Here is a 21,387-nt window from a genome sequence, read left to right as displayed (position 1 = left end):
CGGTCCAGGTCACGCCGGATCTGGGGACGGTCGCACCTAGCCGGAGGCAGTTTGATCGATAACGGACGTCGGGGACGTTCGACGCGAGTGCGGGCCGACGGGGTCAGCGGGAGCGCGGAGTTCCGTACCGGACGAGGACGTGCCAGAGCTGCTTGAGGTGCTGCAGGGTGACCTCGACGGGGCCCCGGTCGGCCCACCGCTCCGGATGGGTGACCAGCGAGGCGGCCGCGCGGCCGACCAGCGCCGCGTCCACCGGGTCGCCGGGTCGGGCGAACTCGGCGTGCACCCGGGCGGCGAAGGGCGGAATGTCCGGTCCCCGGAACTCCGGGTCGATCCCGTCCACCGGCAGTTCGAAGCCGGCGTGCCGGCGCAGCGGGACACCGTGGTGACGGGCGATCCGCTCCAGGACCGCGCCGACGTCGGTGCCCTCGAAGGACGGGTCCACCACCAGCGCCTCGACGTCCCGGGCGAGGTTCACCTCACCGTGTATCTGCGCCTCGACGTAGTCGTCCAGGGCGCGACCGGCGGGGCGTACCTCGTCGGGTCGGTCGGCCGCCGCGCGCGCCGCGGCCTCGGCGGCGTCCTCACGACGCCGCAGCACCGCACGGACCAGGCCGACCAGGTCGGTCGGTACGCCGAGGGCCGTGCCGGTGCCGGCCGTCGTGGTGAGCAGAGCGGCGAGCACCGCCTCGAACACGTCGACCGTGCCGAGGTCCCGGGGCCCCAGGTGGCTGTCGCCGAAGCAGAACGTGGTGCGCGCCAGCACCTCGGGGCGCAGCAGCAGGTGGCAGGACCCGAACCGGGGGCAGGCGCCGTCGGGGTGGTCGAGCAGGTTCAGGCCGCCGTACACCGGCCGGTCGGCGGACAGGACGCCGGGCGACTGGTACGCGCCGCCGAACAGGGTCTCCTCCCAGCGGTCCCGATCCCCACCCGGGTACGCGGTGAGCCCACCGCTGGAGATGCCGGTGACGAACTGGCTGCGGTACACGCCCTCGGCGAGCAGCGCGTCGGCGACCCTCAGACCGTCGGCGCGCAGCCGGTCGGGGTGGAAGTTCACGGTGAGGCGGCCGTGCCGGCCGATCGCCACGATCAGTTCCTCGGGGCGGTGCGGGACACCCGAGCCGGCGAGCGCCCGCGCGATCGCGGCCAGGGCGGCCGGCCGGTCCCGCAGGGCGGTGGCGCGAACGTGGTCCAGAGCGGCCCGTTGGGCGGCGGTCAGCACGGCGTCGACGGCAGGATGCACGCGCACCACCCTGGCGCGACGACCCGCGTAGCGCATCCTTTTTTCGGCGCTCAGGCCGTCCGGCCGCCCTCGGTCCCGAACCCGTCCAGGGTGGCCCGCTCGTCCGGGTCGCGCAGTTCCTCGAAGAGGGTGATCTGGAGGCCGGCGGGTGCGTCCAGACGCGAGTTGAGCGACTGCCACGGTGTGACGGTCGGCGGGGCGATCTCGGCGGCGCCGGCGTCGACCAGCCGGCGGGTGGCCGTACGGGTGTCGTCGACCTCGAACGCCACCCGGATCCGGGGCGCCACCTGCCGACCGACCTCGACCTCGTCGATCATCCGCTTCTGCGCCGGGTTCGCGATCTCCAGTGTGGCCTGCCCGGCCTCGAGGATGACCACCCGCGCGTCGCCCTCCCCGGAGTACGCGGCCTGCTCGGGCAAGCCGAGCGCGTCGCGGAAGAACGCCACCGCCGCGTCGTAGTCCTCGGCCTCCACCACGAGACGCAACTGGCGTACGGCGGGAGCGGGGGCGGCGTCGTCGGCGGTCATGGCGTCGGATCGTAGCGCTCCCCCGGCGCGTTCCGGCCGGGGGCCGACGGACGGTCAGTGGCCCCGGATGATCCACTCGTCGAGGTGCGGTGCCTCGGCGCCGATCGTCGTGCTGTCGCCGTGCCCGGTGTGCACCACGGTCCGCGGCGGCAGCGTCAGGAGACGCTCGCGGATCGAGCTGACGATGGTGCCGAAGTCGCTGTACGACCGGCCGGTGGCACCCGGACCGCCGCCGAACAGCGTGTCCCCGGTGAACACCACGCCGAGGTCCGGGGCGTGGAAGCTGCACGCCCCGGGGCTGTGGCCGGGGGTGTGCAGCACGGTCAGCGTGGTGCCGGCCACCGCGACGGCCTGCCGGTCACGCAGCTCGCCGCCCGGCTCCTCGTCCGGGTGCACCAGGTCCCACAGCACCCGGTCGGCGGGGTGCAGCAGCACCGGCGCGCCGGTCGCCCGGGCCAGCGTCGGGGCGACCCGTACGTGGTCGTCGTGCGCGTGGGTGGCGAGGATCGCCCGGACCCGCCGGCCGCCCACGGCGGCGAGGATCGCGTCGACGTCGTGCGGGGCGTCGATGACCACGCACTCGGTGTCGTCGCCGACGACCCACACGTTGTTGTCGACGTCGAAGGTCTGCCCGTCGAGGGAGAACGTGCCGGAGGTGACCGCGTGGTCGACCCGGGCGGCCATCAGAAGACCACCACCGAGCGGAGCACGTCGCCGTGGTGCATGCGGGCGAACGCCTCCTCCACCTGGTCCAGCGCGATCTCCTCGGTGACGAAGGCGTCCAGGTCGAGGCGGCCCTGCCGGTACAGCTCGGTGAGCATCGGGAAGTCGCGGCTGGGCAGGCAGTCGCCGTACCAACTGGACTTCAGGGCCCCGCCGCGGCCGAAGACGTCCAGCAGCGGCAGGTCGACGGTCATGTCCGGCGTGGGTACGCCCACCAGCACGACGGTGCCGGCCAGGTCGCGGGCGTAGAAGGCCTGCTTCCAGGTCTCCGGGCGGCCGACCGCGTCGATGACCACGTCGGCGCCGAAGCCGCCGGTGGCCGCGCGGATCGCCTCGACCGGGTCCTCCGCGGAGGCGTTCACCGTGTGGGTGGCGCCGAATTTCCGGGCCCAGTCGAGCTTACGGGCGTCCGTGTCCACCGCGATGATCGTCGTCGCCCCGGCGAGGGCCGCACCGGCCACCGCCGCGTCGCCCACGCCGCCGCAGCCGATCACGGCGACCGAGTCGCCCCGGGTGACGCCGCCGGTGTTCATCGCCGCGCCCAGACCGGCCATCACGCCACAGCCGAGCAGGCCGACGGCCGCGGGGCGCGCGGACGGGTCGACCTTCGTGCACTGGCCCGCGTGGACCAGGGTCTTCTCCGCGAAGGCGCCGATGCCCAGGGCCGGGCTCAGCTCGGTGCCGTCGGTGAGGGTCATCTTCTGCGCCGCGTTGTGCGTGTTGAAGCAGTACCAGGGGCGGCCCCGCCGGCAGGCCCGGCACACGCCGCAGACGGCCCGCCAGTTCAGCACCACGAAGTCGCCGGGCGCGACGGAGTCCACACCGGCGCCGACCTGCTCCACGACGCCGGCCGCCTCGTGGCCGAGCAGGAACGGGTAGTCGTCGTTGATGCCGCCCTCGCGGTAGTGCAGGTCGGTGTGGCAGACCCCGCAGGACAGAACGCGGACGACGGCCTCGCCGGGACCGGGGTCGGGCACCACGATCGTGGTGACCTCGACCGGCGCGCCCTTGCTGCGGGAGATGACTCCCCGGACCTGTTGGCTCACGATCTCCTCCTGCTCCCGCCGACGCCTCTGCACGTCGGCAGCGTCGATCTCGCCTTCCGGGCGAACCTACCGCCGATCGGTGCGGTCGGCCCAGTGGCGCCCGGACAGGGTTATCCCGCTCGGTGCGGGGTAGGCGGCGCGCACAGTTCGGCTGTCGGACGGGAGACGTCATGAAGCTCACGCATCTGCCGCTGCGGGTCAGCATCGGCGCGTTCTTCCTCAACTCGGGCCTGAGCAAACGGACCCTTGAGGGCGAGGCCGCACAGGGTCTGCACGGGATGGCCGTGGGGGCGGTGCCGCAGCTCCGCGCGCTCGACGCGGACCGGTTCGCCAAGCTGCTCTCCCGCAGCGAGATCGCCCTGGGTGTCGCGCTCATCGTGCCGTTCGTCCCGGCGGCGGTCGCCGGGCTGGGGCTGGCCGGGTTCGGTGCCGGCCTGGTGCAGCTCTACCTCAAGACACCGGGGATGCGGGAGCCGGGCAGCCTCCGGCCCACGCAGCAGGGCATCGGCCTGGCCAAGGACGTCTGGCTGCTGGGGGCCGGCCTGACGCTGCTCCTGGACGGCATCACCCATCGCCGCCGGAGTGCACTCGTCCTCTGACCGGCGCCGAGGGCTACGGCGTCGCCGGTAGGGACACCGGCGCGGGGAGCGCCTGCTCGGCGGCGTGGCGGCGGCGGGCGGCGTTGCGCCAGCGCAGCACCTGGACCGCACCGAGGGCCCAGAGCGCGTACTGCACCGCGAAGGCCCACCGGAACGCCGCCAGGTCCGGCGTGCCGCGCCCGGCCGGCGTGGTCAGGTCGAGCACGACGCCGACGGCGAGGATCAGCACGATCGAGGCGACGAAGCCACCCACGTTGACGATGCCGGTGGCGCTGCCGATCCGGGTGACCGGGTTGAAGGTGCGGGCGTAGTCGAAGCCGATGACCGAGCCGGGGCCGTTGACCGCGAGGACCAGCACCAGCGTGACCAGCAGCCAGCCGGGGGACCGACCGGGCCAGGCCAGCACGGCCGCCCACACCGCCGCCGTGGCGGCGGTGATGGCGAAGACCAGGACCGAGCGGCGGTACGGGTGCCGGGCGCACAGGTGCGCGATCACCGGCCCGGACAGCAGGGTGGCGAGGGTCATCACGGTGAGCAGGGACGCCGCGGCGGTGGGGCTCAGCCCCTGCCCCTGCACGAGGAACGGGTAGCCCCAGAGCAGGGCGAACACCGCGCCGGAGAACTGGGTGACGAAGTGCGTCCAGAGGCCCAGCCGGGTGCCGGGCGTGGCCCAGGCGACGGCGAGCTCCCGGCGCACCGAGGCGAGGGTGGGGCTCGGGCCGGTCGCGGTCTCCCGGTACGGGGTGTCCCGGACGGCCGCGACCACCATGAGCAGCACGGTCGCGCCCACCGCGGCGGCCACCGTGAACGCGGCGGTCCAGCCCACCGCGTGCAGCAGCGCCACCAGCGGTACGGCGCCGAGGATCGCCCCGAGCTGGCCGAGCGTGCCGGTCAGCTGGGTCAGCAGCGGGTTACGCCGGCCCGGGAACCAGAACGCCACGATCCGCAGGACGCTGATGAAGGTCATCGCGTCGCCCAGCCCGACCAGCACCCGGGCGGCCACGGCCAGGGGCACGTCGGTGGCGACGGCGAAGCAGAGCTGACCGGCGACCATCAGCGCACCGCCGGCGATCAGCATCCGGCGGGAGCCGAACCGGTCCAGCAGGACGCCGACCGGCACCTGCATCGCCGCGTACACGGCGAGTTGCGCGACCGAGAAGGTGGCCAGCGCGGCGGCGTTGACGTCGAAGCGGTCGGCGGCGTCGACCCCGGTGACGCCGAGCGAGCTGCGGTGGAAGACCGCGGCCACGTACGCGCCGAGGGCCACGCCCCAGACGAGCGCGGCGGAGCGACGCGGCACGACCGGCGCGGCGGTGTCTCTCAACCCAGCGTCCGCAGCACGGTGCCGGCGTTGTCGATGTGCGCGGCGACGGCGGTGAGCCACGGCTGCGGGTCGTCGGCGTCGAGGGCGGCGAGCTGCGCGGCGTGCTCGGTGAGCGCGACCTCGGCCCACCCCGGCGAGAGCCGGAAGGTCGCCTCCCCCATCCGCAACTGCCGGTCGCGCAACCGGTGGTACAGCTCGGCGAGGATCTCGTTGCCGGCCGTCTCCACGACGGTGGCGTGGAAGGCGCGGTCGGCGGCCATCAGGGCGGTGAGGTCCCCGGCGGCGTGCGCGGCGCGCATCTCGGCCAGCCGGGCGGCCAGCTCGACCCGCAGGGCGGCGCGGTGCGGCCAGACCCGCTCCGCGGCGTGCAGCTCGACCAGCCGACGCGCCTCGATCACGTCGGTGATCTCGCGCGCGGAGACGGGCCGGATCAGGGCGCCGCGCTTGGGGTACAGCTTGACCAGTCCCTCCGCCTCCAGCCGCAGCAGCGCCTCCCGCACCGGGGTGCGGGACACTCCGGTCGCCTCGGCGATCTCCCCCTCGCTGACCAGCGACCCGCCGGGGTGCACCTGTTCGAGGATGGCCCGCTTGAGGTGCCGGTACGCGCGTTCGGCCGCGGAGGGCGCGGTCGGGCGGGAGGCCGGGGACGGCCGCTCGGGCGCCGAGGGATGCGTCATGTATCTATGATGCGTCCGGCCCTGCTCCGGGCCTGGGCCGCGTCCCCGGGCAGTGGCGCCGCCCACTCACCGCCAGCGCAACAGGCCGTCCGGGGTCGGGTGGAAGCCGGTGGCGAAGGGCGGGCCGAAGCCGTCGAGCAGCCCCGCGAGCCAGCCCGACCCGTCCGGCGCCGCCCGCTCCAGGCGCAGGCGGCGGATCCGCAGCGGAGCGGCCCGCAGGGTGCGCAGGCGGCCGGTCGCCGGGTCCAGAGTGGGCAGCCAGAGCAGGCGGAGCTCCGGCCGGTACGCCTCGAAGCCGCCGATCCCCTCGTAGTCGTCGACCACGTCCCCGCAGCCGTAGAGGATCAGCCGCTCCCGGTACACCTCGACCGGACGCGGGTGGTGCGACGAGTGCCCGTGCACCACGTCCACCCCGCCGTCGACAAGACGCCGGGCGAACGCCACGTGTCCGTCCGGCACCTCGTACCCCCAGTTGGAGCCCCAGTGCACCGAGACCACGACGAGGTCACCGGGCCGTACCTCGGCGGCGATGCGGTCGCGCACCAGGTCCGCCGACGCGGCCGACACCTCCGGCAGGTACGCGACCCCCGCTACCGCCGGGGTGGCCGCCCACTGCGGCGGCACACCGCTGGACGGAGCGGCCACCGACCAGACCAGCAGGCGGCGCCCCGGGGCCAGCGGCACCTCGGCGGGCCGCCACGCGGCGTCGGAGTCCCGGCCCGCGCCGGCGGTGGCGATGCCCGCGCCGGCCAGGGCGTCGAGGGTGTCGGCCAGGCCGACCCGCCCGAAGTCGAGGCTGTGGTTGTTGGCCAGCGCGCAGACGTCCAGCCGGGCCGCGCCGAGACAGGGCAGGTTCGCCGGGTGCATCCGGTAGTGGATCACCTTGGAAGGCTCGTGCGTGCCCCGCCCGGTCACCGCCGTCTCCAGGTTGACGATCCGCACGTCGGGGGCGACGGCATCGAGCAGCGCCAGCGCGTCGCCCCACGGCCAGGCCGGCGGGACCGGACGCGGCACCGGGCCGCTGGCCGCCTCCACCAGTCGGACGTACTCCCGGGCGTCGCGGACCGCCTCCTCGCGCAGGTCGGTCGGGCCCGGCCGGGGCAGGACCGCGTCCACTCCCCGGCCGGTCATCACGTCACCGCCGAGGAGCAGGGTCAGGTCGGCCATCACGGTCCGCGTTCCCCGCCCACCGCGCGTTAACCGGGGACCCCTCCTCTACACCAGGCGTTAAGAAGGGGCCCTTCCTTTCAGGCGTGAGTGGGGCGGGAGCGGGTAGCAGGGCCGCCATGACTGACGTGACCGTCGTGGTGGCCACCCGGAACCGGCGCCAACAGCTGCTCGAGACCCTCGGCCGGCACACCGCCGACGTGGTCGTTGTCGACAACGGCTCCGACGACGGCTCCCCGGAGGCGGTGCGGCGGGCCTTCCCGCACGTCCGGGTGGTGCGGCTGGGCTGGAACGCCGGCGCGGGGGCGGCCCGCAACGTCGGCGTCGAACTGGCCGCGACCCCGTTCGTGGCGTTCGCCGACGACGACTCGTACTGGGCGCCCGGCGCGTTGGAGGAGGCGGTGCGGCTGCTGCGGGCGTACCCGCGTACGGGCCTGTTGACCGGGCGCGTGCTGGTCGGCCGGCAGGGGCGGCTCGACCCCGTGTCCGCGGAGATGGCCCGGGCACCCCTGGGCACCCCGACGGACGCGCCGGGCCCGTCGGTGCTGGGCTTCCTCGCCTGCGCGGTGGTGCTGCGCCGCGCCGCGTTCCGGCAGGTCGGTGGCTTCACCGAGAAGCTGCGCACGTACGGCGAGGAGGCGCTGCTGGCGATGGACCTGGCCGCCGCCGGTTGGCACCTGTCGTACGTCGACGAGGTCGTCGCCCACCACCTGCCGCTGCCGTCCGGGCGGGACGCGGGCGCCCGGCACCGGGTCGAGGCGCGCAACCGGCTGCTCACCGCGGCCCTGCGCCGCCCCGCCGCAGTGGTGCTGCGCACCGCCGCCGGTGCGCTGCGGGACCCGGCCGGGCGCCGGGGACTGCTCGACGCCGGCCGAGAGGTGGGGTGGGTGCTGCGGAACCGGCGTCCGCTGCCCGCGCCGGTCGAGGCGGGCCTGCGCGTGCTGGAGCGGGGCGACACCGCCGTGGCGCTCCCCGCGCCCCGGTCCCCCGGGTCGGCGGTACCTTCGGCGAACTGACCCGCGACGACCACCGACCCGCCTATCGTGAGGGCGGTCGGTCGGCCGCGTCCGGCACCCCGGCCATCGGGCGCGAGGAGTCTGCGGTGGCGACGACCGGGCTGCGGCCGTGGTACCGGCCCATGGTGGGCCGGCGCCGCGACGAGGAGCACCGTCCGGTCACCCCGCTGGAACTCTTCTTCGACCTGTGCTTCGTGGTGGCGGTGGCCCAGGCCACGGCGAACCTGCACCACGAGGTGTCCGCGGACCACGTGGGGCAGGCGGTGGCCCGCTACCTGATGGTGTTCTTCGCCATCTGGTGGGCCTGGATGAACTTCACCTGGTTCGCGTCGGCGTACGACACCGACGACGACATCTACCGCCTCACCACTCTGGTGCAGATCACCGGGGCGCTGATCCTGGCCGCCGGCGTGCCGTCGGCGTTCACCGGCGACCTCGCCACCATCACCTACGGGTACGTCGTGATGCGGCTCGCCGCCGTCGTGCACTGGTCACGGGCCTCGGTCGGCGACCCGGAGCACCGCGCCACCACGCGGCGCTTCGCGATCGGGGTCACCGTGGTGCAGGCCGGCTGGCTGCTGCGGCTGCTGCTGCCCGAGGGTTGGGAGGCGCCGGCCTTCCTGGTGCTGGTCCTGGCCGAGATGCTGGTACCGGCGGTCGCCGAGCGGTCCGGGGTCACGCCGTGGCATCCCGGCCACATCGCCGATCGGTACGGCCTGTTCACCCTCATCGTGCTCGGCGAGGTGGTGCTGGAGACCTCGGTGGCGGTGCAGACCGGCGTGGACGCCGGCGACGAGGGCGTGTGGCCCCTCGCCGCGGCCGGCACGGTGATCGTCTTCTCGCTCTGGTGGCTCTACTTCGACCGGCGGATCGAGGTGCCGAAGCGGCTGCCCGCCGCGCTGGCCTGGGGCTACGGGCACTACGTGGTGTTCGCGGCCGTCGCGGCGGTGGGCGCCGGCCTGGCCGTCGCCGTCGACCGGCAGCGCGACCTCGCGGCGGTCGGCCCGGTGACCGTCGGCTACGCCACGGCGATCCCGGTCGCCGTGTACCTGCTCACCATCTGGGTGCTGCACGTCCGCCGGCAACGGCAGGGCCGGGAGACGACGGCGTTCCCCGCGACCGCCGTGCTGGTGCTGCTCACCCCGTTCGGGCCGGAGCCGGTGACGCTCGTCGCGGCGCTGTTGTTCGGGCTGGTCACGGTCACCGTGGTGGCACGCCGGCGGGAACTGCGATCGGTGGCCGCGACCGGAGCGTGACCGGCGACATGCGGTGGCTGCCGGTACGATCCGGAGCGCCGGGAGGCGGTGCTGGCCCAGGAGGAGAAGCGGGGCAGCACCGCACCCTGACGTCTCAGCCGGCCTCCGCCATCCGCTCCCGCCCGTCGGCGCCGCCCGCCGGAGCGCTGTCGGCGCCCGCCGGGCTGTCGTCGACGGCCGTGCGGTCGCAGTCGGTGGCCCAGAAGTCGCGCAACAGGTCGTGGAACTCCTCGGCGCACTCGATCTGCGGCATGTGTCCGCACTTGTCGAACAGGTGCGTGCGGGCCCGGGGCAGCCGCGCGCGGGCGGCGTCGAGGTGGTTCGCCGGCAGGATCAGGTCCCGGTCGCCCCACACCACCAGCGTGGGCACGTCGAGCTGCTCCACCTGTGCCAGCAGCTCCTCGCGCCACTGCGGGCTGACGCCCCGGAAGGTGCCGAGGTTGCGGGCGGTCTCCAGCATCACCCGGGCGGCGTGCGGCTGGCGGGCGACCTCCAGCGCGTACGCGATCCGCTCGGCGGTGGCGTGCGCCGGGTCGTGGAACAGCGACAGCTCGGCGCGGCGGGCCGCGTACCGGGTGGGCCGCAGCAGCAGCCGGCCCAGGGGGCGCAGGGCGAGCAGCCGGAGCGCGATGGTCACCTCCCGGCCGAAGCCGGCGGGGTTGACCAGCGCGAGGCTGGCGACCCGGTCCGGCTCGGTGGTGGCGAACCGCATGGCGATCGCCCCACCGAGGGAGTTGCCGACCAGGCGTACGGGCTGGTCCACGCCGACCGCGTCCAGGTAGTGCCCGACGAAGCGGGCCAGGTTCGGCAGGGTGTACGGCGCGGTCATCGGCAGCGAGTTGCCGTACCCGGGCAGGTCGACGCTGTGCACGCGGAAGCTGCCGGCGAGCCGCTCGTGCAGGTCGTCGAAGTCGCGCAGGGTGCGGCCGATGCCGTGCAGCAGCAGCACCGGGGGGCCGTCGCCGTCGACGCGGTGGCAGACCCGCCGGCCCTCGACGGTCACGTGCCGGGGACGCCGGCCGGTCGGGGCGGTCATGCCGGACCTCCCGTCGGGTCGGTCACCGGCGCCGGCTCGGGCTGCCGGGCCGCCGGGACGGCGGTGGCGCGGCGGGCGGGGTCGCCGGCCGCCCGGTTGAGGCCGGTGACCAGCAGCTTCCCGTAGGACGCGGGGGCGATGCGGGCCAGCAGGTCGGGCAGCTTCGCCGACCAGCCGATCAGGACCCGACCGCGTCGTCGCCGGACACCGCGCAGGATCACCTCGGCGGCCCTCTCCGGCGGGATGGACAGCAGTTTCTCGAACTGGCGCAGGCCGGTCTCGTACTCCTCCGGGTCGACGCCGCTGCCGACCCGCGCGTTCTGCGCGATCCGGGTGTTGATGCCGCCGGGGTGCACCGAGGTGACGCCGATGCCGTCGTCCACCAGCTCGTGGCGCAGCGCCTCGGTGAAGCCGCGGACGGCGAACTTGCTCGCCGAGTAGGCGGCCTGGCCGGGCGGGGCGATCAGTCCGAAGAGGCTGGAGATGTTGACCAGGTGGGCGCCGGGCTCGGCCTTCAGCGCGGGCAGCAGCGCGTGGGTCAGCTGCACCACCGCCCGGAAGTTGATGTCGATCACCCAGCTGAACTCGTCCAGCGTGACCTGGTCGAACCGGCCACCGAGGGCGACACCGGCGTTGTTGACCAGCAGCCGGACACGGGGATGCCGCTGCCGGATCTCCTCGGCGACGCGGGCGGTGGCGGCGCCGTCGGCGAGGTCGACGACGTACGTGGACAGCTGCCGGTCGGGATGCGCGGCGCGGATCGCGTCGACCACGGTGTCGAGGCGGTCGGCGTCGCGGTCGACCAGGACCAGGTCGGCACCGCGCCGGGCCAGGCCCCGGGCGAGGGCCTCCCCGATCCCGCTGGCCGCCCCGGTGACGACGGCCGTGCCGCCGGGGAAGACGAAGTCACGCACGGACGGTGCTCCTCTCTCCAGCGCCGGCCCGGGAGAACCGGACGCCCTCGTCGGTCAGTCGGCCGTGCCGCATCAGCAGCACGTCCCGGGTGTAGTTCTGGTAGAGCCGCCACGGCGCCCGGGCACCCTGCTTGGGCAGGGCGTCGACGCTGCGCAGCACGTACCCGGCGGTCAGGTCGATGATGGGGTGCAGCCCGCCGCCCGGCGGGGGCAGCGGTGTGACGATCTGCTGGCCGGTGCGGTCGAGGTGGCGCAGCAGCCGGCAGACGTACGTGGCGACGAGGTCGGCCTTCAGCGTCCAGGACGCGTTGGTGTAGCCGATCGTCATCGCGAAGTTCGGCACGCCGGAGAGCATCATGCCCTTGTAGGCGACCGTGTCGGCGAGGTCGACCTCCGCGCCGTCGACGTGCAGCGTCATGCCGCCGAACGCCAGCAGGTTGAGGCCGGTGGCGGTGACGACGACGTCGGCCTCCAGCTCGGCGCCGGAGCGCAGCCGGACGCCCGTCTCGGTGAACGTGTCGATCGTGTCGGTGACGATCGACGCCCGGCCCCGCGTGATCGCCGTGAACAGGTCGCCGTCGGGCACCACGCAGAGCCGCTGGTCCCACGGGTCGTAGCGGGGTGAGAAGTGCCGGTCCACGTCGTACCCGACGGGTAGTTGACCCCGGGCGGCCCGGCGCAGCAGCTTCTTCACCACGGCGGGGGCGCGGCGGCTGAGCTGGAAGTTGGCGGTGGCGAGCAGGACGTTCTTCCACCGCACGACCGGGTACACGGCCTTCTCCGGCAGCACGCGCCGCAGGGTGTCGGCGACCACGTCGCGCGAGGGCAGCGCCATGACGTACGTGGGCGAGCGCTGGAGCATCGTGACGTGGTCGGCCCGCTCGGCCATCGCCGGCACCAGCGTCACGGCGGTGGCGCCGCTGCCGATGACCACGACCCGGGCCCCGGTGTGGTCGAGGTCCTCCGGCCAGTGCTGCGGGTGCACGATCCGCCCGGCGAAACGCTCGACGCCGGGCAGCGGCGGCGTGTAGCCCTCGTCGTAGCGGTAGTAGCCCGAGCAGGTGAAGAGGAAGTCGCAGGTGAGCGTGACGTCCTCGCCGGTGTCGGCGCGGTGCGCGGTGACCGTCCAGCGGGCGGTGGCGCTGTCCCAGTCGGCGCGGACCACCCGGTGGTGGAAGCGGATGTGGTCGGTGACGCCGTACTCGCCGGCGGTCTCGCGCACGTAGGACCGGATGGCGTCGCCGTCGGCGATCGCCTTGGGGTCGGTCCACGGCTTGAACGAGTAGCCGAGGGTGAACATGTCCGAGTCGGACCGGACGCCGGGGTAGCGGAACAGGTCCCAGGTGCCGCCGATCGCGCCCCGCGCCTCCAGCACCGCGTACGTCTTGTCCGGACAGTTGCGGATCAGGTGGCAGGCGGCGCCGACCCCGGAGAGGCCGGCACCGACGATGAGCACGTCGACGTGGTCGGTGGTGGCCATGTCGTCTCCCGTGTCGAGGTAGTGATGTCGGACACTAGCCACGCCTCTCGACGGGCGTCAACACCCTGTCGACGGCAATCGACACCCTGTCGAACCGCTTGTAGAGTTCCCGGGCATGACGCCCACCCGTACGGCCGCCGGGAACCCGACGCCGCGCGGGCGCCGTGCGGCCCGGTCCGCGGGCGACGAGCGGGAGCAGGCCATCCTCGCCACCGCCGAGCGGCTGCTGGAGCAGCGGGCCTTCACCGACATCTCCATCGACGACCTGGCCCGGGGCGCCGGCATCTCCCGCCCCACGTTCTACTTCTACTTCCCGTCGAAGGACGCCGTGCTGCTCACCCTGCTCGACCGGGTCATCGAGGAGGCCGACGCCGCCGCCGGGGACGTGCTGGACCGGCTGGCCGAGGATCCCCGGGCCCGGTGGCGCGAGCTGATCGACCGGTTCCACCGCACGTTCGGCGCGCACCGCGCGGTCGTGCTCGCCTGCGCGCAGGTACGCGGCACCAACGCCGAGGTACGGCGGCTCTGGGCCACGGTCATGGAACGCTGGGTGCAGGCCATCGAGACGGCGATCGCGGCCGAGCGGCGGCGCGGCGCGGCGCCGGCCGGGCTGCCGGCGCGGGACCTCGCCATCGCCCTGAACTCGATGAACGAGCGCGTCTGGTACGCGACCTTCGCCGGGGACGGCCCGTCGGTGGCCGAGCGGGACGTGGTCGACGTGCTGCTCGACGTCTGGCTCGCCGCCATCTACCGCTGAGGACCGGGCGCCGACACGTCCACCGTGGACACCCCCGGGCATCGATTGTCGCCGTCGTGTGCCACCCTGGGGGCGACGACACCGGTCACCGGAGGTGATGGCCACGTTACGCCTGTGTGCACTCGTCGCCCTCCCGGACACGTCGGCGGTCACCCTGGACGTCCCCGCCGGCGTGACGGCCGCCCTGCGGGCGCCCGCGAGGCTCGGCACCGCCCTCGCCCGGGCGGTGGTCGGGCTGACCCCTCCCGTCGACGGGAAGGTCCTGGTCTCCGACCGCGACGTCACCGCACTGCCACCGAACCGCCGCCGCATCGGGTACGTCCCGGCCGGCGGCGCGTTGCTGCCCCACCTGACGGTGCGCCGCAACATCGCGTACGGCTGGCGCCGGCGGGAACGGGTGCGCGACGTCGTCGACGACTGGACCGCGACCGTGGTCGACCGGTTGGAACTCGCCCCGACCCTGGACCTGCGGCCCCACCTGCTCTCCGAGGCGCAGCGGTTCCGGGTCGCGCTGGCCCGGGCCGCCGCCTGCCTCCCCGAGGTCCTGGTGGTGGACCTGCCGTCGGCGGTGGTCCGCGGGGGCCGCCTCGCCGACCTGGTCGACCGGTTGACCCCGGCGGACACGCCCGGCGCCGCGGTGCTGGTGTGCACGGCCGACCCGACCGTCGCCTCGGACGTGGCGGTGGCCGTCGAGGTGGCGGCGTGAGGCACGACGGGCGCGTGAGCCGCCGTACGCTGCTGCGGGCCGGAGCGGCGGGGGCCGTGACGGTCGCCGCCGGCTGCGGACGCGGGGAGCCGTCGATCCAGGTGGCGGTGGTGTGGAGCACCGGTGAGCTGGCCCGGTTCCGCGAGGTGGTCGCCGGGTACGGCGACGTGCGGGTGGTCAGCGCGGGCAACGACATCGACGCGTTCCTGCGCGCCCGTCACCTCGCCGGCACCAGCCCGGACGTGGCGATCCTGCCCCGCCCGGGTCTGGTCGTCGAGTACGCGCGGCGAGGTTGGCTGCGGGAGGTGACGCCGTCGGGCGGCTACGCCGTCCCGGTCGGGATGGCGGACCTGCTCACCACCGGCGGGCGGCGGTACGGGGTCTGGGTGAAGGCGGCGCACAAGTCGCTGTTCTGGCACCTGCCCTCCCTGCTTCCCGACCCGCCGCGCAGTTGGGACGAGCTGGTCCAGGTCACCCGGCGGCTGGGCGGGCCGGCCCGCCGCGGCGCGGGTCCCGCCCCGCTGGCGGTCGGCGCGGCCGACGGTTGGGTGCTCACCGACTGGTTCGAGAACGTGCTGGCCGACGTGACGACACCCGGGTTCTACTCGGCCCTGGCCCGGGGTGACGCCGACTGGGGCAGCCGGTCGGTGCGCGCCGCGCTGGACCGGCTCGCGGAGCTGTGGAGCGTCGAGGGCGCCTTCCCCGGCGGCGGCCGGCGTGCGCTGCTCACCCAGTACGAGGACTCGGTCATCGACGTCGTGCACCGCCACCGGGCCGTCATGGTGTTCGAGGGCGACTTCGTCGACGACGTGGTCCGGGCGTTCTCCTCCGGTGCGGCACCGCGGACGTTCCGGTTCCCCGGTGCCCGGATGGCCGACCGCCCCCTGATCGTGGGCGGGGACGCGGCGGTCGTCTTCGCCGGGTCGGACCGCGGCGCGGACCTGGTGCGCTGGCTCAGCGAAGGGTCGGCCTTCGGCCCGTGGCTCGACGCCGGCGGATACCTGTCCCCCAACGTGTCCGTGCCGCTGGCCAGCTACCGCGACCCGGTCCGCCGGGAACTCGCCACCGACCTGAGGACCACCGACGCCGTGCGCTTCGACCTCTCCGACCAGCTCCCCGGTCCGTTCACCGGCTCCGACGGGGTGGGGATCTGGCGGATCATGCAGGACTTCTTCGCCGACGTGACCGGCGGGGTGGCGGCGGGCGAGGCGATCCGCCGTGCCACCGGACAGTTGGCGGCGGCGGCCCGGTCCGCGGGTGGCGGCCGATGACGCGGGTGCTCGGCGAGACGGCCGTCCTGGACGACGTGGGCCCGGCCCGGCGGGGACGCGCCTATCCGGCGGCCGGAGCCACCTCGGCCCTGCTGGTGCCCGCGGTGCTGTTGCTCGGCGGGCTGCTGGCCTGGCCGGTGCTGCGGACGCTGCACGCCAGCGTCACCACCGACGGCCGGTGGGTGGGCGCGGCGCACTTCCGCACCGCGCTCGCCGCTCCCGGCACCGGTGCGGTGGTCGCCCGGACCGTGCTCTGGGCGCTGGTGGTCCCGGCGGTGGTGACCGTGCTGGGCTACCTGCTCGCCGCCGCGTCGCGTCGCTCGCAGGAGGGCGGCCTCGTCCGGCTCATCCTGGTCGTCCCGATCGCGGTGCCGTTGGTGGTCACCGGGATCACCTTCCGGCTGCTGTACGACCCCGACCCGGAGCGGGGGATCGCCACCCTGCTGGCGGCGCGACTCACCGGCCGGCCCCTCGCCGACGCCCCGCAGATGCTCGGCCCCGGCCTGGTGACGGTGGCCCTCATGTCGGCGTTCGTGTGGGCCTGGGTCGGGCTGGCCGTGCTGGTGTTCCGGGCCGCCCTCGACGCGGTTCCGCCCAGCCTCGCCGACGCCGTGCGCGCCTTCGGCGGCAACCGCCGCGACGTGCTGTGGGACGCCCAGTGGCGACCGCTGCTACTGCGTACCGCCGCCGTGGTCTTCGCCCTGGTGGCGGTGGGCACGAGCCGGACCTTCGACCTGATCCTCGTGATGGCGCCCGGCTCGGTGCGCGACGAGGCGGCGGTGCTCGCGGTGCGGGTCTGGCAGACGTCCAACGGCGTCACCACCGGCGAGGGCGCCGCGCTCGGGGTGGTGTGGCTGGTGGCCGTGGTGGCCGGGGTGCTGCTCGCGGCGCTGTTCGTCCGGCAGGCGTGGCCACCGCCACCGGGGCCGGTGCCGGCGCCCCCGGGTCCGGCGACCCCGCCGCCGCGCCGCCTGGCCCGGCTGCTCGCGGCGGCCGCCGCCGTCGCCTGGCTGATACCGCTCGGGGTGCTCGTCGCCACGTCGCTGCACGCCCCGGTGGCCGCGGCGACGCGGGGGTGGTGGTCGGCCCCGCCCAGCCTGGCCTCCTACCGTGATCTGGTCACCGGCACCGAGCTGTGGCGCACCCTGGGTGTCACGACGGTCCTGACCGTGGTGGTCACGGCGGCGGTCCTGGCGGTGGCGCTGCTCGCCGCGTACCCGCTGGCGTGGCTGACCGGTCCGGCGGCGCAGGCGACCGGGTTGTTCCTGATGGCCGCCTGCGTCGTACCGGTGCAGGTGATCGCCGGTCCGGTCAACGAGATGCTGGGCGTGGTGCTGTCGTCGGGCACGACCCGGGGCCTGGCCCTGGTGCACATCGCGCTGGGGGTGCCGTTCGCCGTCCTGGTGCTGCGCAACGCCTTCGCCGACCTGCCCGCCGAGCAGGTACGGGCCGCGCGGGTCGGCGGGCGGCACTGGTGGGGAACCCTGCGGCTGCTGGCGCGGCACAACCGCCCGGCGGTGATCGCGGTCGCGGTGCTGGAGTTCGTCCAGGTGTGGAACGACCTCGTGGTGGGCCTGCTGTTCAGCGGGCCGGGCGCGGCTCCGCTGGGGCTCTTCCTGGCCGGCCAGACGCGGGGATTCGTGGCCAACAGCGGAGGGCTCGCCGCCGCCTCGGTCATCGCCTCCGTCCTGCCGGTGGTGCTGGTGGTCCTGGCCCGTCGGCACCTGGTCGCCGGCCTGGTCGCCGGGGGTGTCCGGTGACCGGGCCGCAGCCGCCGACGCGTCGCCCGCGCCGACCGGGACGGCTGAGCCTGCTGCTCGCCGTCGGTGGCGTGCTGGGCGGTACCGCCAGCGCGGTCCTCGGCAACGTCACCGGGAACCTGCTCACCGACCTGTCGAAGGCGCAGCTGGGCTCCGCGAGCGCCGCCGTGATCGTGCTCGGCCTCGCGGCCGGCATGCTCGTCGAGTGGCGGCGGCAACGGCAGCGCCCCACGGAGGAGGACGATCCGGCGGCCACGTCCACCGTGGAGGCGCCGACCCTGCCCTGGCCCTCCGGGTTCACCGGGCGGTCCGCGGACGTCGCGGCCGTCGTCGACGCGCTGGGGCCGAAACACGCCGTGGCAGTGGTGGGCCGGCGGGCCGTCGGCACCTCATCGTGCGCGATCCAGGTCGCCAACCTGCGCCGGGACGCCTTCCCCGACGGGCAGTACTACCTGGACCTGCGGCGGGACGGCCGGCCGCGGTCGGCCCGGGAGGTGCTGACCGCCCTCGCCCGCATCCTCGGGACCCGGCCACCGGCCTCCGGGCGCACCGACGACCTGGTCGGAGCCGCCCACGAGATCCTGGGGAAGATCGACGGCCGGAAAGTCCTGCTCGTGTTGGACAACGTGGACGATCCGGACCAGGTCCGGCCGCTGCTGCCGCCGACGGCCCGGGACTGCCGGCTGCTGCTGGCCGGCACCGGGGCGCTCTGGGCCGTCAACGGGGTGACCGCGTACGGGCTGGTGGAACCGGACACCGACGACGCGGTGGAGCTCTTCGCCGCCGCCGGTGCCGCCGCGCCGGTCGCCCGACGGCACCGGCCGGACCCGCGGACCGATCCCGCCGTACGCGCCATCGTGGAGCTGTGCGGACGGCAGCCCCGAACGGTCGCCGAGCTGGGTCGGCGTACGGCGCAGCACGGCTGGCGGCACGGCGACGTGCTCGACGCGCTCCGCCGGGCCGTCGACACGCCTCCACACCAGCAGATCGCCGTCTCCCCCGCGACACTGCTGGTGACCGCGCGGGACACCGCGTACCGGGCGTTGGGCGGGGAGGCTCGCCGGCTGTGGCGGCTGATGTCGCTGAGCCCGGTGCCGCTGGACCGCCCGACGATCGCCGCCCTGTCCGCCCGGCCCGTGCACCGGGTCGGCACGCTGCTGCACGAGCTGGCCGCCGGCGGGTTCGTCGGCGGGGCGGACGGGGACCGCTACGAGGTGCGCGGCCTGCTTGCCCCGTACGCGCGGATGCACCTGCGCGACACGGAGCCGGTCCGGCGGCGCGTCGCCGCGCAGGCCCGCCTCACCCGGCACCTGGCCCGCCGCGCGGAACGTCACGCCGCGACGCTGGCCGTGGCCGGCACGCCGCCGGACCGGGAACCGGCGCTGGCGCTGGACGACGACCCGTTCAGCTGGTTCGACCTGCACCAGGAGCTGCTGCTCGCGGTGGTGCGGGTGCCGGCGGGCGCGGTGGAGACGCTGCCCCGGCGGGTACGCCGGTGGTGGTTCCGGCTGGCGGTGGCGCTGTGCGGGTGGCTCGCCCACGCCGAACGCCTCGACGAGTGGGAGAACGTGTGCCGGACGGTGCTCGCCACACCCACCGCCGACGACCGGCCGGAGATCGCCGGGTGGGCCCACAACGAGCTGGGCGTGCTGCGCCGCCGCCGGGGTGACCCGCAGGGGGCGGCGACCGCGTTGAGCCTGGCCGTGGCGGAGCGGGGGCGGCGGGGCACCGCCCAGGCCCGGATGAACCTCGGGCTGGTGCTGCTGGACCTGGGCCAGCTCGACGACGCGGTGGAGCACCTGGAGCTGTCCCGGCGACACCGCTCCGGCGCGGACCGCGGCGGACTCGCGCTGACCGACCTGGGGCTCGGGGCGGCCCGCCTGCGCCGGGGTGAACTGGAGACCGCCCACCACCACCTGGTGCGGGCGGCGAACACGTTCCGGGCCTCCGGCGACGCGCGCGGGTACGCGGCGGCCCTGGCCAACCTGGTCCTGGTGCACGGCGCCATGGGTGAGCACCTCGACGCCGCGCAGGCGTGGCGGGCGGCGCTACGGGAGTACGAGTCGGTGGCCGACCCGACGAACCACGCCGTCGCCCTGCTCAACGCGGGCGCGACGCTGCTGGCCGCGGCGCCGGGTCAGGCGCGCCAGGCGTACCTGATGCTGGCCGAGAGCCGGCGGCTGCGCGGCGACCGGCCCACCGCCGGGCTGGGCCGCACGCTGCTCTACCTGGGTGACGCGGCGGCGGCGCTCGGGGACGACTCCGAGGCCCGCCAGTGCTGGGTGGACGCGGCGACGGTGTGCGAGGAGGCAGGCGACGCCGAGGGCCAGGCGGCGGCCGACACCCGCCTGGTGGGACGGACGTCGGACGTCTCCTAGGGTCCGTGCCCACGTCCCAGGTCGCGGAGCGCGTCGGCGATCGTCGCGACGCCCTCGGCGATGACCGACGCGGCGGTGGCCGCGTACCCGAGCACCAGGCCCGGCGGGTACGGCCGCTGGCAGTGCCAGGACAGCGGCTGCACCTTCACGCCCCGCGCCAGGGCCGCCGTGGCCAGGTCGGTGTCGGCCACGTCGGCGTCGAGGGTCACCATCAGGTGCAGGCCGGCCGCCGCACCGTGCACGGTCGCGCCCGGCAGGTGCCGCGCCACCGCCGCGACCATCGCGTCGCGCCGGAGGACGTGCCGGCGGCGCAGCAGCCGCAGCTGCCGTTCCAGGGCGCCGGAGGTCATCAGCTCGGCGAGGACGAGCTGCGGCAGGACCGCGTTGCCGAGGTCGGCGTTGCGTTTGGCCGCCACGACCGCGTCCCGGTGGCGGGCCGGTACGAGCAGCCAGCCGACGCGCAGCGCCGGGGCGAGCAGTTTCGACACGCTGCCGGCGTAGCAGACCTGCTCGGGCACCTGGGCGCGCAGCGCCGGCACCGGCGGCCGGTCGTACCGGTGCTCGGCGTCGTAGTCGTCCTCGATCACCAGGCCGCCGGCACGGGCCCAGGCGACGAGCTGGCAACGGCGCTCGCCGTCGAGCACCACGCCGGTCGGGAACTGGTGCGCGGGGGTGAGCATCACCGCGGGCAGCCCGCCGGCGACCAGTTCGTCGACCCGCAGGCCGGCCGCGTCCACGGCGACCGGCGGGGTGTCGACGTGCCAGTTGTTCAGATGTTGGCGTACGCCGAGCGAGCCCGGGTCCTCCACCCCGACGCAGGTGACTCCGGCGGGGCGCAACGCCTGGGCGAGCAGCCCGAGGGCCTGCGAGACGCCGGTCGTGACGATCACCTCGGCGGGGTCCACGGCGATGCCCCGGCTGCGCGCCAGCCAGGCGGCCACGGCCCGGCGCAGCGCGGGCGCCCCGCACGGGTCGCCGTAGCCGAAGTCGGACGCGGCCAGGTGCCGCAGCACGGTCCGTTCGGCGCGCAGCCAGTCCGCGCGGGGGAAGGCGGCCAGGTCGGGTACGCCGGGTGTCAGGTCGATCCGCGCGGGCGCCGTGCGTACCGCGTCGAAGACGTCGGTGCCCGGTGCCGGCGGGAACGTCGGGGCCGGCGGGGGCGCGGCGGCCGGGATGGTCGGCGGCGCGGGCGGCGCGGCGACCACCACGGTGCCGGCACGCCCCCGTCCGGCGACGTGGCCCTCCTCCGCCATCCGCTGGTACGCCTCGACGACCACGCCCCGGGAGACGCCGAGGTCGGCGGCGAGCACCCGGGTGGCGGGGAGCCGGCTGCCGACGGGGATCCGGCCGTCGGCGACGGCGGCGCGCAACTGGCCGGCGAGCCAGTCGGCCCGGCCGCCGACCGGGGCGTGCGCGATGTCCAGGTGCAGGAAGTCCGACCCGGAGGTTATGGACCGGTCGAGGGACGTCGGTTTGGCCCTGCTCATCGGACCATCCTGCCAGGAGG

At 75.2% G+C, this 21,387-nt stretch carries 19 protein-coding genes; 8 read left to right on the top strand and 11 right to left on the bottom strand.

What is annotated here, in order from left to right; all coding sequences use genetic code 11:
* Positions 1-103: 103 nt before the first annotated feature.
* Genes ACIBR0_RS14740 through ACIBR0_RS14725 form a run of 4 tightly spaced genes read right to left on the bottom strand, consistent with a single transcriptional unit; the run spans position 104 to position 3,539 of the window.
* Entirely contained in the window at positions 104-1,243 is a 1,140-nt protein-coding gene (locus ACIBR0_RS14740) for a DUF3626 domain-containing protein (protein WP_396715755.1), read from the bottom strand.
* A gap of 50 nt (positions 1,244-1,293) precedes the next feature.
* Positions 1,294-1,770 (bottom strand): VOC family protein, encoded by a 477-nt coding sequence (locus ACIBR0_RS14735; RefSeq protein ID WP_396715754.1) that lies wholly within the window; start codon positions 1,768-1,770, stop codon positions 1,294-1,296.
* Between the two features lie 54 nt (positions 1,771-1,824).
* A complete protein-coding gene (locus ACIBR0_RS14730; protein WP_396715752.1) occupies positions 1,825-2,454 on the bottom strand; it encodes an MBL fold metallo-hydrolase in 630 nt (209 codons plus the stop codon).
* Positions 2,454-3,539 carry an S-(hydroxymethyl)mycothiol dehydrogenase gene (locus ACIBR0_RS14725; RefSeq protein WP_396715790.1) on the bottom strand — a complete coding sequence of 362 codons (1,086 nt, stop codon included), beginning with the start codon at positions 3,537-3,539 and terminating at the stop codon, positions 2,454-2,456. Before ACIBR0_RS14725 ends, ACIBR0_RS14730 begins: the two co-directional genes overlap by 1 nt.
* 170 nt (positions 3,540-3,709) lie before the next feature.
* Here ACIBR0_RS14725 and ACIBR0_RS14720 point away from each other — a divergent pair, with 170 nt between their 5' ends.
* A complete protein-coding gene (locus ACIBR0_RS14720; protein WP_396715750.1) occupies positions 3,710-4,138 on the top strand; it encodes a hypothetical protein in 429 nt (142 codons plus the stop codon).
* Positions 4,139-4,151: 13 nt separating this feature from the next.
* Here ACIBR0_RS14720 and ACIBR0_RS14715 read toward each other — a convergent pair whose 3' ends face one another.
* From ACIBR0_RS14715 to ACIBR0_RS14705, 3 genes are all read right to left on the bottom strand, one after another.
* Positions 4,152-5,462, bottom strand: coding sequence for a nitrate/nitrite transporter (locus ACIBR0_RS14715; protein ID WP_396715748.1), 1,311 nt, complete (start codon positions 5,460-5,462; stop codon positions 4,152-4,154).
* Positions 5,459-6,139, bottom strand: a complete 681-nt coding sequence (locus ACIBR0_RS14710) for a GntR family transcriptional regulator (protein ID WP_396715746.1) — start codon at positions 6,137-6,139, stop codon at positions 5,459-5,461. Before ACIBR0_RS14710 ends, ACIBR0_RS14715 begins: the two co-directional genes overlap by 4 nt.
* 66 nt (positions 6,140-6,205) lie before the next feature.
* Complete coding sequence (locus tag ACIBR0_RS14705; protein WP_396715744.1) at positions 6,206-7,306, bottom strand: CapA family protein; 1,101 nt, start codon at positions 7,304-7,306, stop codon at positions 6,206-6,208.
* A gap of 119 nt (positions 7,307-7,425) precedes the next feature.
* On the opposite strand from ACIBR0_RS14705, the gene ACIBR0_RS14700 reads away from it, so the two are divergent.
* On the top strand, positions 7,426-8,322 hold the full coding sequence (locus tag ACIBR0_RS14700) for a glycosyltransferase family 2 protein (RefSeq protein WP_396715742.1): 897 nt from the start codon (positions 7,426-7,428) through the stop codon (positions 8,320-8,322).
* An 86-nt stretch (positions 8,323-8,408) separates the two neighbouring features.
* Complete coding sequence (locus ACIBR0_RS14695) at positions 8,409-9,578, top strand: low temperature requirement protein A (protein ID WP_396715740.1); 1,170 nt, start codon at positions 8,409-8,411, stop codon at positions 9,576-9,578.
* A gap of 94 nt (positions 9,579-9,672) precedes the next feature.
* Here ACIBR0_RS14695 and ACIBR0_RS14690 read toward each other — a convergent pair whose 3' ends face one another.
* The 3 genes from ACIBR0_RS14690 to ACIBR0_RS14680 are packed head-to-tail and all read right to left on the bottom strand — an operon-like array spanning position 9,673 to position 13,008.
* On the bottom strand, positions 9,673-10,614 hold the full coding sequence (locus ACIBR0_RS14690; RefSeq protein WP_396715738.1) for an alpha/beta fold hydrolase: 942 nt from the start codon (positions 10,612-10,614) through the stop codon (positions 9,673-9,675).
* On the bottom strand, positions 10,611-11,528 hold the full coding sequence (locus ACIBR0_RS14685; RefSeq protein WP_396715736.1) for an SDR family NAD(P)-dependent oxidoreductase: 918 nt from the start codon (positions 11,526-11,528) through the stop codon (positions 10,611-10,613). Before ACIBR0_RS14685 ends, ACIBR0_RS14690 begins: the two co-directional genes overlap by 4 nt.
* Positions 11,521-13,008 carry a flavin-containing monooxygenase gene (locus ACIBR0_RS14680; protein ID WP_396715734.1) on the bottom strand — a complete coding sequence of 496 codons (1,488 nt, stop codon included), beginning with the start codon at positions 13,006-13,008 and terminating at the stop codon, positions 11,521-11,523. Before ACIBR0_RS14680 ends, ACIBR0_RS14685 begins: the two co-directional genes overlap by 8 nt.
* Before the next feature lie 115 nt (positions 13,009-13,123).
* Here ACIBR0_RS14680 and ACIBR0_RS14675 point away from each other — a divergent pair, with 115 nt between their 5' ends.
* From ACIBR0_RS14675 to ACIBR0_RS14655, 5 genes are all read left to right on the top strand, one after another.
* Positions 13,124-13,765, top strand: a complete 642-nt coding sequence (locus tag ACIBR0_RS14675; RefSeq protein WP_396715732.1) for a TetR/AcrR family transcriptional regulator — start codon at positions 13,124-13,126, stop codon at positions 13,763-13,765.
* A gap of 97 nt (positions 13,766-13,862) precedes the next feature.
* The gene (locus ACIBR0_RS14670) at positions 13,863-14,471 is read left to right on the top strand and encodes an ATP-binding cassette domain-containing protein (RefSeq protein WP_396715730.1); all 609 of its coding nucleotides are present in this window, start codon (positions 13,863-13,865) and stop codon (positions 14,469-14,471) included.
* A complete protein-coding gene (locus ACIBR0_RS14665) occupies positions 14,468-15,742 on the top strand; it encodes an ABC transporter substrate-binding protein (protein ID WP_396715728.1) in 1,275 nt (424 codons plus the stop codon). Before ACIBR0_RS14670 ends, ACIBR0_RS14665 begins: the two co-directional genes overlap by 4 nt.
* Positions 15,739-17,502: an ABC transporter permease subunit gene (locus tag ACIBR0_RS14660; RefSeq protein ID WP_396715726.1), complete on the top strand. Its 1,764-nt coding sequence runs from the start codon at positions 15,739-15,741 to the stop codon at positions 17,500-17,502. Before ACIBR0_RS14665 ends, ACIBR0_RS14660 begins: the two co-directional genes overlap by 4 nt.
* Entirely contained in the window at positions 17,499-19,880 is a 2,382-nt protein-coding gene (locus tag ACIBR0_RS14655) for a hypothetical protein (protein ID WP_396715724.1), read from the top strand. The genes ACIBR0_RS14660 and ACIBR0_RS14655 overlap by 4 nt, the downstream gene beginning before the upstream one ends.
* Here ACIBR0_RS14655 and ACIBR0_RS14650 read toward each other — a convergent pair.
* Positions 19,877-21,367 (bottom strand): PLP-dependent aminotransferase family protein, encoded by a 1,491-nt coding sequence (locus ACIBR0_RS14650; RefSeq protein ID WP_396715722.1) that lies wholly within the window; start codon positions 21,365-21,367, stop codon positions 19,877-19,879. The two genes, ACIBR0_RS14655 and ACIBR0_RS14650, sit on opposite strands and share 4 nt — an antisense overlap.
* Between the last annotated feature and the right edge of the window lie 20 nt (positions 21,368-21,387).

The sequence above is a fragment of the Micromonospora sp. NPDC049497 genome (assembly GCF_044465805.1).
Lineage (GTDB): Bacteria > Actinomycetota > Actinomycetes > Mycobacteriales > Micromonosporaceae > Micromonospora.
This window is presented reverse-complemented; position numbering and strand designations above follow the sequence as displayed.